The 14,492-nt window shown below is 31.9% G+C and carries 12 protein-coding genes and 1 pseudogene; 10 read left to right on the top strand and 3 right to left on the bottom strand.

What is annotated here, in order from left to right:
• Window position 1: 1 nt before the first annotated feature.
• Together pta and gldA are read right to left on the bottom strand one after the other, a co-directional pair.
• Window positions 2-2,092 carry a phosphate acetyltransferase gene (gene pta, locus ABD941_RS09015; protein WP_345273805.1) on the bottom strand — a complete coding sequence of 697 codons (2,091 nt, stop codon included), beginning with the start codon at window positions 2,090-2,092 and terminating at the stop codon, window positions 2-4.
• 179 nt (window positions 2,093-2,271) lie between these two features.
• Window positions 2,272-3,168: a gliding motility-associated ABC transporter ATP-binding subunit GldA gene (gldA, locus tag ABD941_RS09010; protein WP_345273804.1), complete on the bottom strand. Its 897-nt coding sequence runs from the start codon at window positions 3,166-3,168 to the stop codon at window positions 2,272-2,274.
• A gap of 341 nt (window positions 3,169-3,509) precedes the next feature.
• Between gldA and ABD941_RS09005 the strand changes: the two genes are divergently transcribed.
• The 4 genes from ABD941_RS09005 to ABD941_RS08990 all read left to right on the top strand — a co-directional run bounded on the left by ABD941_RS09005 (window position 3,510) and on the right by ABD941_RS08990 (window position 7,651).
• The gene (locus ABD941_RS09005; RefSeq protein WP_345273803.1) at window positions 3,510-4,337 is read left to right on the top strand and encodes a prephenate dehydratase; all 828 of its coding nucleotides are present in this window, start codon (window positions 3,510-3,512) and stop codon (window positions 4,335-4,337) included.
• On the top strand, window positions 4,334-5,479 hold the full coding sequence (locus ABD941_RS09000; RefSeq protein WP_345273802.1) for a pyridoxal phosphate-dependent aminotransferase: 1,146 nt from the start codon (window positions 4,334-4,336) through the stop codon (window positions 5,477-5,479). The genes ABD941_RS09005 and ABD941_RS09000 overlap by 4 nt, the downstream gene beginning before the upstream one ends.
• Window positions 5,480-5,620: 141 nt before the next feature.
• Entirely contained in the window at window positions 5,621-6,472 is an 852-nt protein-coding gene (locus tag ABD941_RS08995; protein WP_345273801.1) for a prephenate dehydrogenase, read from the top strand.
• A 96-nt stretch (window positions 6,473-6,568) separates the two neighbouring features.
• Window positions 6,569-7,651, top strand: a complete 1,083-nt coding sequence (locus ABD941_RS08990; RefSeq protein ID WP_345273800.1) for a chorismate mutase — start codon at window positions 6,569-6,571, stop codon at window positions 7,649-7,651.
• Window positions 7,652-7,729: 78 nt separating this feature from the next.
• Here the strand turns inward: ABD941_RS08990 and ABD941_RS08985 are convergent, their stop codons facing one another.
• Window positions 7,730-8,182 (bottom strand): hypothetical protein, encoded by a 453-nt coding sequence (locus ABD941_RS08985; protein ID WP_345273799.1) that lies wholly within the window; start codon window positions 8,180-8,182, stop codon window positions 7,730-7,732.
• Window positions 8,183-8,270: 88 nt separating this feature from the next.
• Between ABD941_RS08985 and rsgA the strand changes: the two genes are divergently transcribed.
• From rsgA to ABD941_RS08955, 6 genes and pseudogenes are all read left to right on the top strand, one after another.
• Entirely contained in the window at window positions 8,271-9,221 is a 951-nt protein-coding gene (gene rsgA / locus ABD941_RS08980) for a ribosome small subunit-dependent GTPase A (protein ID WP_345273798.1), read from the top strand.
• Window positions 9,218-9,670 (top strand): D-aminoacyl-tRNA deacylase, encoded by a 453-nt coding sequence (dtd, locus tag ABD941_RS08975; protein WP_345273797.1) that lies wholly within the window; start codon window positions 9,218-9,220, stop codon window positions 9,668-9,670. Before rsgA ends, dtd begins: the two co-directional genes overlap by 4 nt.
• A pseudogene (locus ABD941_RS08970) lies at window positions 9,670-10,194 on the top strand (metal-dependent hydrolase). Before dtd ends, ABD941_RS08970 begins: the two are co-directional and overlap by 1 nt.
• 78 nt (window positions 10,195-10,272) lie before the next feature.
• A complete protein-coding gene (locus ABD941_RS08965; protein ID WP_345273796.1) occupies window positions 10,273-12,183 on the top strand; it encodes a DUF3857 domain-containing transglutaminase family protein in 1,911 nt (636 codons plus the stop codon).
• Between the two features lies 1 nt (window position 12,184).
• Window positions 12,185-14,143 carry a DUF3857 domain-containing protein gene (locus ABD941_RS08960; RefSeq protein ID WP_345273795.1) on the top strand — a complete coding sequence of 653 codons (1,959 nt, stop codon included), beginning with the start codon at window positions 12,185-12,187 and terminating at the stop codon, window positions 14,141-14,143.
• Window positions 14,143-14,469 carry a nucleotide pyrophosphohydrolase gene (locus tag ABD941_RS08955; protein ID WP_345273794.1) on the top strand — a complete coding sequence of 109 codons (327 nt, stop codon included), beginning with the start codon at window positions 14,143-14,145 and terminating at the stop codon, window positions 14,467-14,469. The genes ABD941_RS08960 and ABD941_RS08955 overlap by 1 nt, the downstream gene beginning before the upstream one ends.
• The last annotated feature ends 23 nt before the right edge of the window (window positions 14,470-14,492 follow it).

Below are 14,492 nucleotides of genomic sequence, written 5' to 3'. Positions count from 1 at the left end.
ATTAAAGATCTTGAGCTTGGATGGCGGTTATAATTACAGTACTATAAATATCATCTGCAGTACAGCCTCTACTTAAATCGTTTACAGGTTTGTTAAGTCCTTGTAACATCGGACCAATAGCAAGTGCACCGGTTTCACGTTGTACAGCTTTATAGGTATTGTTTCCTGTATTTAAATCAGGGAAAATTAAGACACTGGCCTGTCCCGCAACTTCAGAATCGGGTAATTTACTTTTTCCAATACGAATATCAACTGCAGCATCGTATTGAATTGGGCCTTCAATTTTTAAGCTTGGTACTTTGGCTTTTGCTATTTCGGTAGCTTTTCTAACACGATCAACATCTTCGCCTTTTCCAGAAGCACCTGAGGAATAGGATAACATGGCCACTTTAGGTTCAACACCAAAATCTTTAGCGGTTTTTGCAGATGAAATGGCTATTTCTGCTAATTGTTCGGCATTAGGATTTGGGTTAATAGCACAATCGCCAAATATAGATACACGATCTTCCAAGCACATAAAAAACACGGATGACACAATATTAACTCCAGGTTTGGTTTTTATAAATTGTAAGGCAGGACGTAAAGTATGTGCTGTAGTGTGTACTGCACCAGAAACCATACCATCTGCATGGCCTTTGTAAATCATCATGGTTGCAAAATAGGAGACGTCAGACATGGCATCCCTTGCCATATCCAGGTTTACATTTTTATGTTTTCTGAGTTCATAAAATGTATTTACATAATCTTTAAAATGAGGTGATTTTTGTGGAGAAACAGTATTGATATCATCAATATTTAGAGGAATATCATATCGTTCTATACGTTCTCTAATTTTTTCTTTTTCTCCAATTAAAGTTAACTCAACAACATGAGCATCAATTAATCTTGCAGCTGCCCGTAATACGCGCTCATCATAACCCTCTGGCAGAACAATGTGCTTTTTGTTCTTTAAAGCACGTTGCAATAAATTGTATTGAAACATCCTTGGTGTAAAAATATCGGATTGAAACGTAATTAAGTCATTTGATAATTTGTCAGTATTCACATGCTTTTCAAATGTAGCGATAGAAGTTTCTATCTTTTCAATATTTTCAGCATAAATTCTAGATTTTATTTTTCCTATATCATTGGTAACTGAAAATGTGCCGCCTTTAACACTAATGATTGGTACAACACTGGAAAGCCCTTCTATTAATTTTAAAATAGAATCTTCTGGTATGAGGCCGCCCGTTAAAATAATTCCAGAAATTTTAGGATAATTCTTTGAAATATTTGCTTGTAGCGCACCTAAAATAATATCGGCTCGGTCGCCAGCTGTAATGACTAATGAGTCGTCTTTTAATTGGTTCAGGTAATTACGTAATTGCATGGTGCCCACTCCAAAGTTTTCTACCTGATTATTTAGCATCTCTTTTCCAAAAAGAAAATGGCCTTCTAAAGTTCTAACAATTTCTTTAATAGTCGGGCTTGAAAGACTTTTAATTTTTGGAATCACGGTAATATCGGTATCACCATTAATTCGTGTTTTTAAAAGTTGCTTTAAGTTTGATACAGCCTCAGGATTAATTTTATTTGTCATGATGGAAAGTACATCAACTTCCTCTTTGAATGTATCATGTGCTAACTGAACATTATCAACAATTTCTGGTAATTTTTTACCATCCCCTTGTGACACTATAATAACAGGTAACCCTAAGTTTTTGGAAATTAGAATATTGATATCTAATTCTAGGCTGGAATTTTCATGCGAAAAGTCAGTACCTTCAACTAAAACAAAATCAAAATGCTCTTCAAGGTATTTATACTTCCTAATAATTTCATCAATAACATCACCAGATTTCCCTTTGTTGTATAAATCAAGGACTTCATTTCGGGTATAAGCAAACGTCTTTTTGTAGTTAATATCAATTTCAAAATGCGAGATGACGGTATGGATATGGTTGTCCATTTCGTTATTTTCGGTATCTTCAATAATAGGTCTAAAATACCCTACTTTGGCAGTTTTCCCTAAAAGCATTCGCATAAGACCAAGTACCACAACAGATTTACCACTGTTAGGCTCGATTGTAGCGACATAAATTCCTTTACTCATCTTTAGTTTTTATGGTAATGCAAAGATAGCCTATTGCCTGATTTTAAGCGAGAAACTTCTTTGATTTAATTAGTAATATGGACTATTTAATCTACAAAACTAATACCCAAATATCTTGGGGAAGATGATATTTGTCATACTTCAAATTAAATTAGAAAAATCAAAAATTCGTACCATAATTATTTGGCAGTCAATTCTCTAAAAAGCGATTCTAAACTTGCGTTTTTTTGGTTAAGCTGAAGGATTCTCAATTGATTGTCATGTGCAAAATCAAATACATAAGAACGCATATCCTCAGAAGTTTTAAATGTGATTTCGTAAACAAAATCATAAGTATTAACTACGTTTTTAACTTTAGGTAATTTTAATAAAAAAGCATCCTCTACACGATAATCAAATTCAACAATAACAACTTGTTCTTTTTCATCTCTAAGGTCTTTTAATGTCTTGTCTGCAACAATTTCACCTTTATTAATAATGATAACACGATCGCACATGGCTTCAACTTCCTGCATAATATGTGTAGAAAGAAATACTGTTTTGGTTTTACCAATTGTTTTAATAAGATTTCTGATATCTACTAATTGATTAGGGTCTAAGCCCGTTGTAGGTTCATCTAAAATTAAAACCTCTGGGTCGTGCAATAAGGCATTGGCTAAACCAACACGCTGCCGATACCCTTTAGAGAGTTGCCCTATTTTTTTATGGGCTTCGGGAGTTAGTCCGGTTAATTCAATAACTTCAGAAATACGATGTTTGCTTATGTCATAAATAGTAGCATTAAATGCCAAATACTCTTTTACATATTGGTCTAGGTAAAGGGGGTTATGCTCTGGAAGATAACCAACACTTTGCTGCACTTGTTTGATGTTGTTGTTTACATCAAAGCCATTGACTTTGGCATGACCTCCATTGGCATGTAAGTAGGTTGTTAAAATTTTCATCATCGTAGACTTTCCTGCACCATTAGGTCCCAAAAAACCAACAATTTCTGGTTTATCAACTTTAAACGATATATTGTTTAAGGCTTTTTGATTTCCGTAAATTTTGGAAATCCCTTCTACTTCAATAGACATATCTAAAATAATTTGTTCAAAAATAAATGATTATCTAATGTAATATAAGATTTACTATAAAATCTTTAAAACTTTTCAGAAAAATAAAAAAAAGGTTTTATAGTATTTTGATTTCTTAAATAATTAATTACTTTAGCCACTCAATTATTACGATGACAGGACATTATACATATTTTAACAATTGGTTTTATTTCTTTTTTAGCAAAAGGAACGAGGCATTGTATGTGTAATTTAAAACATAAATTAACATTATAAGTCTCGATGAAAATCGAGACTTTTTTTTGTTTAGGCGTTAATAAATTGATTTTGAACAATAAAAATTTTGAACTAAAAACTAAATTTTGATTAAAACAGTAGCCATACAAGGTGTTAAAGGGTCTTTCCATCATATTGTGTCACAGCAATTTTTTGATAGCCCAGTTGATTCTATTGAATGTTTAACATTTGATAGGGTTGTTGATTCTTTGTTGACTAAAGAATGCGATGCTGCAATTATGGCTTTAGAAAACTCCATAGCGGGGTCTATAATTCCTAATTATGCTTTAATTGATAAATATGGTTTGCATATAGTAGGCGAACATTATTTAGACATTCAACATAATTTAATGGCATGGCCTAATCAAACTATTGATGATATAGAAGAAGTGTATTCGCATCCTATGGCATTGTTACAGTGCAAGGAATTTTTTAAGCAATACCCACATATAAAACTGATTGAAGATAAAGATACTGCTGAGGTTGCCGAACGTATTCAAAAAAAGAGTTTGAAGCGGGTTGGAGCAATAGCAAGTGTTAAGGCTGCTGAAATTTTTGAATTGGATATTTTAGCACATAGTATCCAAACCATAAAGCATAACGAAACTCGTTTTGTGATCGTAAAACGCATAAATTCTGAAGTTCTAGAACAGCATATTAATAAAGCTTCAGTGAAATTTGAAACAGACCATAAACGAGGAAGTCTTGCCACTATTTTGAATGTGATGAGTGACTGTAAGATGAATTTAACAAAAATTCAATCCTTGCCAATTGTAGAAACACCGTGGAAGTATGCTTTTTTTGTTGACATTACTTTTGAAGATTATGGAGATTTCAAAAAAGCAAAGTCTATTATAGATATAATGGGAGAAGGTTTTAAAGTATTGGGCGAATATAAAAATGCTAAGTTATGATTGAAGTAGCAAATAGGTTGCAAACTGTTGAAGAATACTATTTCTCAAAAAAGTTAAGAGAAGTAAATTTACTAATAGCTAGCGGAAAACCAGTGATAAATTTGGGTATAGGTAGCCCAGATCTACAGCCTCCAAAAAAGGTGCTATCAGCTATTTCTGCAAGTTTAGAAAATCCTATTGCGCATAAATATCAGAGTTATCAAGGGCTTCCCGAACTTAGAGATACTATTTCTAGGTTTTATAAAGAGCATTTTTCGGTAAGCTTAAGCCAGTCTACAGAAATATTGCCATTAATGGGAAGTAAAGAAGGTATTATGCATATTTCTATGACCTATTTAAATGAAGGTGATGAAGTTTTAATTCCCAATCCAGGTTACCCAACCTACCAATCTGTAACAAAGTTAGTTGGTGCAAAAGGTGTGCTTTATGAATTGGATGTGGCTAATAATTGGATGCCGGATTTTGAAGCTTTAGAAAAATCAGATTTAAGTAAAGTAAAATTAATGTGGGTCAATTATCCACACATGCCAACAGGGGCAAAGCCCAGTAAGTTTGTGTTTGAAGAATTGGTAGCTTTTGGAAAACGTAATAATATTTTAATTGTAAACGATAATCCATATAGTTTTATACTAAACGATTCGCCCAAGAGCATTTTAAGTGTAGAAGGCGCTAAAGATGTATGTTTAGAATTAAATTCTCTAAGCAAAACCTTTAATATGGCAGGTTGGCGAGTAGGTATGGTTGTGGGAGCTAGTGAGCATATAAACAATATTTTAAAAGTGAAGAGCAATATGGATTCAGGTATGTTTTACGGAATTCAAAAAGGCGCTATAGAAGCTTTAAAATGCTCAAATATGTGGTTTGCAACATTAAATAATGTATACCAACAACGTAGAAATTTAGTGTGGAAATTAGCAGACGCTTTAAATTGCACATACGATAAAGAGGCCTCAGGACTTTTTGTTTGGGCAAAATTGCCAGCATATCTAAAGTCTGAGGAATTTATAGATTTAGTGTTAAAGGAAAACCACATTTTTATAACACCAGGAACCATTTTTGGAACAAAAGGTGAAGGTTATATTAGGTTTTCTTTATGTGCTTCAACAGAAGTTTTAGAAGAAGCTATATCGAGAGTGAAATAAAGTAAGTAGTTTTTAGTAGGTAGTTGCAGTGTACCGTAAAAGCTATAGTTTACGATTAGTAAATAATGAAAGTTAAAAAGTAAATAAAATATTTAAAACACCCGAGTAAGAGTTTCCCCTTTGGGGGATAGGGGGCTTGATATGAAAAATATATATGCCATAGGAGTTGGTTTGATTGGAGGGAGTCTTGCTATTGATATTAAGAAGAATGATCCAGATGTGGTTATTCATGGTATTAGTAGAAAGGATTCAACGCTTAATAAGGCTTTGGAGTTAAATCTGATTGATAAAAAAGCTGTTTTAGATGATATTAAAAACGCTGATTTAGTCATTATTTCAATTCCTGTAGATGCTACAGTAAAACTATTGCCAACTATTTTAGATAAAATATCAGATACAGGTTTAGTAGTCGATGCAGGTTCAACAAAAGAAGATATTTGTAAGGTTGTTGAAAACCACCCAAAACGAAGGAATTTTTTAGCCATGCACCCTATTGCTGGAACAGAGCATTCTGGACCAACAGCAGCCATTGAAGGGCTGTTTAATGGAAAAACAAATATTGTATGCGAAGTTGAAAAAACGACTTTCAAATTACAAGAAAAGGCACTAAAGCTATTTACTGATATTGGTATGCGTATTCGTTATATGAATCCTGTAGAACATGATCGACATATTGCTTACGTATCGCATTTATCGCATATCAGTTCCTTTATGTTAGGGAAAACAGTCATAGAAAAAGAGAAAAACGAACGTGATATTTTCGATATGGCTGGTAGTGGATTTGCTTCAACAGTACGTTTAGCAAAAAGTTCGCCAGAAATGTGGACACCCATTTTCAAACAGAATAAAACCAATGTTATTGAAACATTAGAAGAGTATATTAATAATCTCACGCATTTTAAAGAATTAATAAAGACAGATGATTTTGATGCTGTTTTCAGTGAGATGGAAAGCGCGAATCATATAAAAGATATTTTAAAAGGAATACATTAAAACTAAGTACAAAAAATAAAATCTCAAATACCGGATATATAAATTAGTATAAGTTTGGAGTTTGAAATTTCATTTTTTTGAAATTTGATTAAGATTATGGAAAACAAAAAAGAAATGAGAACCTGGTTAGATGATTTAAACTTAGATCATCCTTTGGTAATTGCAGGACCTTGTAGTGCTGAAACAGAAGAGCAAGTATTAAAAATTGCACATGAGTTAAAAGATACTGATGTAAACTATTTTAGAGCTGGAATTTGGAAACCAAGAACCCGCCCAGGTATGTTTGAAGGTGTTGGGGCATTAGGATTAAAATGGTTACAAAAAGTAAAAGCAGAAACAGGTATGAAAATCTGTACTGAAGTAGCCAATGCTACACATGTAAAACTGGCCTTAGAGCATGATGTCGATTTACTATGGATCGGAGCGCGTTCTACTGTTAGTCCTTTTATAATGCAAGATATTGCAGATGCTTTGCAAGGAACAGATAAGCCTGTATTGATTAAAAATCCAGTAAATCCAGATTTAGCGCTATGGTTAGGTGGTATTGAAAGAATATATAAAGCAGGTGTTAAAAATATTGGAGCTATACACAGAGGGTTTTCAACTTACGAAAAAACGAAATACAGAAATACGCCAGAGTGGCAATTAGCTATTGAGTTTCAAAATAAATTCCCTGATATTCCTTTAATTAGTGACCCGTCGCATATTACAGGAAAAAGAGATATGATTTTTGATGTATCCCAAATTGCTTTAGATTTAAATTTTGATGGTTTAATGATTGAAACCCATTTTGACCCTGAAAATGCTTGGAGTGATGCTGCTCAACAAGTAACACCATCAAGTTTAGTTCAAATTATGAGGGATTTAAAAATCAGAAAAGAGTCTAATGCCGAGGCAGAATATAACAGTGCCTTAGATAATTTAAGAGCCCAGATTGATGTGGTCGATAACCAAATCATTGAACTGTTAGGTAAACGAATGAAAACTTCAGACGGTATAGGAGCACTTAAAAAGCAAAAGAACGTAGCTGTTTTACAATCTAAACGTTGGAACGAAATTTTAGGAAAAATGGTTTTAGAAGGAGAGCAACATGGGTTGAGTGAAGAGTTTATTTTAAAAATGTTTAAGGCTGTTCATCAAGAGTCCATTAATCACCAAGAAAAAATTATTAATGGGTAATTCAAATCCATTCAATAAATAATTTAAATAAAAATGCCCCACTTTGGTGGGGCATTTTTATTTAAAAAAGAAAAACAATTATTGCTTATTTCTTTTAAAAAGGTAACGTGTTATAAAAATACCTTGGCCATCACCTTTTCCACCTTCACTTTCAACACCGCTAGTTACGAAAGCGAGTTCCCAGCCTTCTTCAATCATGGTATTTATTTTAGATTCTATTATAGCATCATTAGCTGCAATGTTTTGAAAACGAATACCACCAATATTATAAAAGTTTAATAATTTGGTTTCATCAAAACCTTTAACTCGAATTTCTCCACGTTTAGATTTATTACGTGTATTGTCTTCTTCGGTTTGCGTGCTGGTAAATTGTTTGTAGTCTTTAGTGTCATTAGCACTAATGATTCTAGAACGCCCTAAACCATTAGGAACAATTGATTCTACACTTGTTACTACTTTGTATTCAACTTGAGCATTTGTTTCAAAAAAAGCAAATAAAGAAATAGCTAATACAATTAATAATTTTTTCATGTTGTTGAGAATTTTAAGGTTAAGTGGCTAATTTAAAAATATTTCATACAATTAAAACTATTATTTTATTTTACTTTTGAAAAACATTATGACAGGGCACGTTTATAAATCTACAGGAAGTTGGTACACGGTTAAAACCCAATTGGGTGAGACCTATGAATGCCGTATAAAAGGTAAATTCCGTATAAAAGGTATTAAGAGTACAAACCCAATTGCCGTAGGAGATGTTGTGGATTTTGAATTAGAGGCCGATAATAATCAAGATTCAGGTATTATTCATCACATTCACGATAGGACTAATTACATTGTTAGAAAGTCGGTTAACCTATCCAAGCAAACGCATATTATAGCCGCAAACTTAGATCAGGTTTTTTTAATGATTACCATTAATAATCCACCAACACTAACTAGTTTTATAGATCGGTTTTTAGTAACAGCCGAAGCATATTCCATTAAAACCGTATTGTTATTTAATAAGGTAGATACTTATGATGAAGACACCCTTAATGAAGTAAAATACTTAGCCCATGAGTATAGAAAAATAGGCTATGAGTGTATAGGCGTATCAGCAAAAACAGGTAAAAATGTAGACCAGGTTAAAGCACTAATGCATAATAAAACGAGTATGTTTTCAGGTCATTCGGGTGTTGGTAAATCGACGCTTATAAACACCATTGAGCCAACATTAAATATCAAGACAAAAGAAATTTCAATACAACATAGCCAAGGGCAGCATACTACGACTTTTGCAGAAATGTTCGATTTAAGCTTTGGTGCAAAAATTATTGACACACCAGGTATAAAAGGTTTTGGAGTGGTTGATATGGATAAAGAGGAAGTAGGCGATTATTTTCCTGAAATCTTTAAATTAAAGCAAGACTGTAAGTTTAATAACTGTTTGCATCTAAAAGAGCCACAATGTGCTGTAAAGAAAGCTTTAGATAACGATGAGATGGCGTTTTCCCGTTATCGTAGTTACTTACAGATTATTGAAGGCGAAGATGAACATTACCGAACAGATATTTGGGATAAAGAATGAAAGTTGTAATCCAAAGAGTGTCTCAAGCGAGCGTAACTATTGAAGACAAAAAAGTCGCTTCAATAAAAAGCGGACTTTTAATATTATTAGGAATCGTTGAAGATGATACTGATGATGATATTAAGTGGTTGTCAAATAAAATAGTAAACCTTCGTGTTTTTGGTGATAAAAACGGTATCATGAATACCTCTATAAAAGATATAGATGGAAATGTTATTGTAGTAAGTCAGTTCACACTTCACGCGTCAACTAAAAAAGGAAATCGACCAAGCTATATTAAAGCAGCAAAGCCAGATATAGCCATACCGATTTATGAATGTTTTATAAACCAACTAGAAACCGATTTAGGCAAGAAAGTACAAGTAGGACGGTTCGGAGCAGATATGAAAGTAGAATTGCTTAATGACGGACCAGTTACTATTATTATTGATGCCAAAGATAAAATATAATGGCATCAGTTTTTGGACATAGTATTGTTGGATATACATTGTCTAAAGTCATTGATAATCAAAATACCAAATGGTTATTAATTGCTACTATCTTTTCTACAATTTTACCCGATTTTGATGTTGTTTCATTTAAGTTAGGAATACCTTACGAACATCCATTAGGGCATCGAGGGTTCTCCCATTCCATAGTTTTTTCAGTCATTTGGGGATGCATTTTAATGGCCACTTTAGGAAGGAAAAATAAGCGTATTTGATTTTTAGTAATCTTTCTAGCAACAATGTCGCATGGTATTTTAGATGCTATGACTAACGGAGGAAGAGGTGTTGGGTTTTTAATTCCTTTTGATAATAAGCGTTTTTTCTTTCCATGTAGAAATATATTGGTATCACCAATAGGTATACAAGAGTTTTTTTCCTCTTGGGGAATTAAAGTGATTTTTAGTGAAATTAAGCATGTAACTTTTCCTTGTTTTCTTATATTAGCTGTAAGATTTTTAGTTATAAAAATAAAACACAGGATTTAGTTAGGACTATCATTTTTCTCATAACTATAAAATTAGTGTTTAAGTGCATTTATCGCTTCCAAATTTAAATACAGCTAAATGAAATTAAAATTTATTGTAAATATATTTATTCTATTTATAGTCTCAACCGCTTTTTCTCAAGAAAACCTTTATACAAGTATTACAATTCCAGAAAATCTTAAACAACATGCTAATGCGGTTGTGAGGTTGAATGATGTGCAAATCACATTAAAATCATCAAGTGAAATGCATATTGTTGAAAAAAGAATAATTACGGTATTAAATAAAAAAGGAAATGATAATGTTGATGCTTACGCCCATTATGATAATAATGTAAAAATAAAAAATTTAGAAGCGTTGGTTTTTGATGATTTAGGGAAAGAAATAAAAAAAATAAAAAAAAATGATTTTAAAGATGTAAGTGCCGTTAGCGGAGGGACTTTGTACTCAGATTCAAGAGTAAAATATTTAGAATATACTCCAATTACTTATCCGTATACCATTGAATTTAACGTTGAGGTTACAAATAGAAACACAGCATTTATACAACCCTTTATACCAATAGATGATACTTTTTTAAGTGTTGAAAAAAGTATATATACCTTAAGTTGTCCAGAAGGTATTACTATAAGGAAGAAGGAAAAAAATATAGCAGGTGTTAGTTTAGAGAAAGAGGAAACAACAAATAAAATTTTTTATAAAGTAAAAAATTTAGAGGCTATAAAACCAGAAGCCTATAGTCCGTTATTTAGAGATAGGATTCCTAAAGTTATGCTAGTGCCAAATGAGTTTACATTGGAAGGCGTACAATCTAAAGTTGAAAACTGGAACGATTTTGGAAAATGGATGTATCATGATTTAATAAAAAATACGCACGATTTACCAGTTACAACTATAAATATGATTAAAAATTTGGTTAAAGATGAACCAAATGATATTGCAAAAGCAAAAAAAATATATCAATATGTTCAAGATAAAGTAAGATATATAAGTGTGCAAGTCGGTATTGGTGGTTGGAAACCTTTTAATGCTTCCGAAGTTGATAAATTAGGATACGGAGATTGTAAAGCGTTAACAAATTATACGATGTCGCTTTTAAAAGCTGCTGATATAGAATCTAATTACACTGTGGTTTATGCTGGTAAATCACAAAGAAATTTAGAAAAAGATTTTGCAGCAGTGCAAGGTAACCATGTTATCCTCAATATACCATCTGATGAAGAAAACATATGGCTAGAATGTACAAGTCAAAAATTACCTTTCGGTTTTATTGGCGATTTTACAGATGATAGAGATGTGTTGGTCATTACACCAGAAGGAGGCAAAATCCAGCATACAAAAAAGTATAGCGCAGAAGAAAGCTTACAAGTCAATAAAGGTAATTATAAGGTTTCAAATGATGGGAATATAAGTGTTCATGTAAATGTGAATTCAAAAGGCATTCAATATGATAATAAATATTGGTTAGAAACCGAAACAGAACGCGATTTAGATAAACATTATAAAAACCGTTGGGGATATATTAACAGTATAACAGTTAACTCTATGCATATTGATAATAATAAAAACGATATTGAGTTTATAGAAGATGTGAGTTTTCAAGCAACACATTATGCTAAAAAAGTTGGAAATAGAATGCTGCTACCCATAAACGTTTTAAATAGAAACACACACGTGCCAGATAGGTACAGAAATAGAAAGTTGCCCCTTAAAGTAAAGAGGGGGTTTAAAGATTTTGATGAAGTAGAAATTAAATTACCAACAGATTATAAAGTCGAAGCTTTGCCAAAAAACATAACCATAGAAAATAAGTTTGGAACCTATAAAACAGAAGTTATTGTTAAAGATGAACATACACTTGTTTATACACGAGAATTTATAATTAACGATGGCGAATTCCCTAAAGAAGATTATAGTAGTTTCAGAAATTTTTATAAAGAAGTGTCTAAACAAGACCATGCAAAAATAGCATTAATACAAAAAAAGTAGAATGAGAATAGTTACAATATTACTTAGTTTAAGTATTTCCTTAAATGTACTAGCCCAAGATTATAAATTTGGAAAAATATCAAAAGAAGAATTGCAGGAAACCTATAACCCAATAGACTCATCAGCATCAGCAACATATTTATATAAATATAGGAAGACTCATTTTGAATATTCAGAACAAGAAGGATTTCAGTTAATAACGGAAATCCATGAACGCATCAAAATTTATAATCAGGAAGGGTTTGAATATGCAACAAAAACAATCAGTCTTTATAAAAATGGAAGCACTGACGAAGAAGTGAGTAATTTAAAAGCATATACTTATAATCTAGTTGGTGGAAAAATAGAAGATACTAAACTTGAAAAACAAGGCATATTTAAAACAGAAAAATCTAAGTATAGAAATGAAGAAAAGTTTACAATGCCTAAAATAAGTGAAGGGTCAATTATTGAATACAGATATAAAATATATTCACCTTTTTTCTCAAATGTTGATGATTTTATTTTTCAAAATGATATTCCAATTAAAAAGCTAATAGCAATATTTGAGGCGCCTGAGTATTTCAGTTTTAAGTTAAATGTTAGAGGTTTTTTAAAAATGAACCAAAAAAAGGTAAATAAAAACGGTAGTTTTAATCTAGGTAATGATAAAATAGATTTTATCAAGGAATGCTACGAGTACAAATTAACAAACATACCAGCACTTATTGAAGAGCCTTATGTAAATAATATTAACAATTACCGATTAGCTGTTAGATATGAGTTATCATACACAAAGTTTCCAAATTCAACATTCAAGCATTATTCATCAACATGGGAAGATGTTGTAAAAACCATATACAAAAATTCCAATTTTGGAGGAGAATTGAAAAAATCGGGATATTATGAAAATGATATTGATGCTTTAATAAGTTCGGTTTCAGACCCTATGAAAAAAGCGTTTTTGATTTTTGATCATGTAAAGTCAAGAGTAAAATGGAATGGGTATTACAGTAAATACACAAATGATGGTGTAAAAAAAGCCTATAAAGACCAAGTAGGGAATGTTGCGGAAATTAATTTAATGTTAACCTCAATGTTACGATATGCAGGCTTAAATGCTAACCCTATTTTAGTGAGCACCAGACATAACGGAATTCCACTATTTCCAACCAGAGAAGGGTATAACTATGTCATAACCGGTATAGAAGTAAAAGATGATGTTATTTTATTGGATGCCACAAGTACATACAGTACCATTAATGTTTTGCCTTTTAGAACATTAAATTGGAAAGGTAGGATTATTAGAGAATCAGGAAGTTTTTCCACAATAGATTTGTACCCTAAACAACAATCAAAAAACACAACTTCAATGATGATAAATTTATTGGAAAATGGTGATATTGAAGGCGGATTTAGAAGTGTAAAAACCAATCATGATGCTTTGCGGTATAGACAAAAATACAATACCGCAAATGAAGATGATTTTTTAGAAAAACTGGAAAACAAATACGAAGGCTTAGAAATTTCAGATTTTAAAGTAACAAATGCGTTAAATCTCTCTAAACCCATTATGGAGTCTTATAAATTTTTTAAAGAAAGTCAGGCAGATATAATAGGAGATAAAATATACTTTTCGCCACTATTTTATTTAAGAACTAATGAAAACCCTTTTAAGTTAGAAAAGCGTGAATTTCCTGTAGATTTTGGTTACCCATTATCAGGACAGAATAGAATTATAATTAGTATTCCAGAAGGATATAATATAGAATCGGTTCCAAAACCAAAAGTGGTATCTTTACCAGATAATTTAGGGACGTTTAAATATAATATTGTTGCCTCAGAAAACAAGATTCAATTTACATTAAGTTCAACTTTAAATAGCGCTGTAGTTTCTCCTGTTTATTATGAAGCTCTTAAAGAATTTTTTAATCAAATGATAGAAAAAGAAGCCGAACAAATTGTTTTAACCAGAATATAATGGACATTCAAAACGCACAAAAAGAAGTAGATAAGTGGATTAAAGACCACGGCGTACGTTATTTTAATGAACTTACCAATATGGCTCAACTTACTGAAGAGGTAGGCGAGGTGGCTCGAATTATAGCCAGACGATATGGCGAACAAAGCGAAAAAGAAAGCGATAAGGATAAAGATTTAGGCGAAGAATTGGCCGATGTACTATTTGTAGTATTATGTTTAGCAAACCAAACAGGGGTGGATTTGAAAAAAGCTTTTGATAAAAGAATGGATAAGAAAGGAAAACGAGACCACGATAGGCATCATAATAACGAAAAATTAAAGTAAATTTGCATGCTTTAAGAAGCAAG

It is taken from the genome of Flaviramulus aquimarinus, from assembly GCF_039543205.1.
In the GTDB taxonomy this organism is placed as follows: domain Bacteria; phylum Bacteroidota; class Bacteroidia; order Flavobacteriales; family Flavobacteriaceae; genus Flaviramulus_B; species Flaviramulus_B aquimarinus.
Note: the sequence above shows the minus strand (reverse complement) of the source record. Positions and strands in the feature narration are given on the sequence as shown.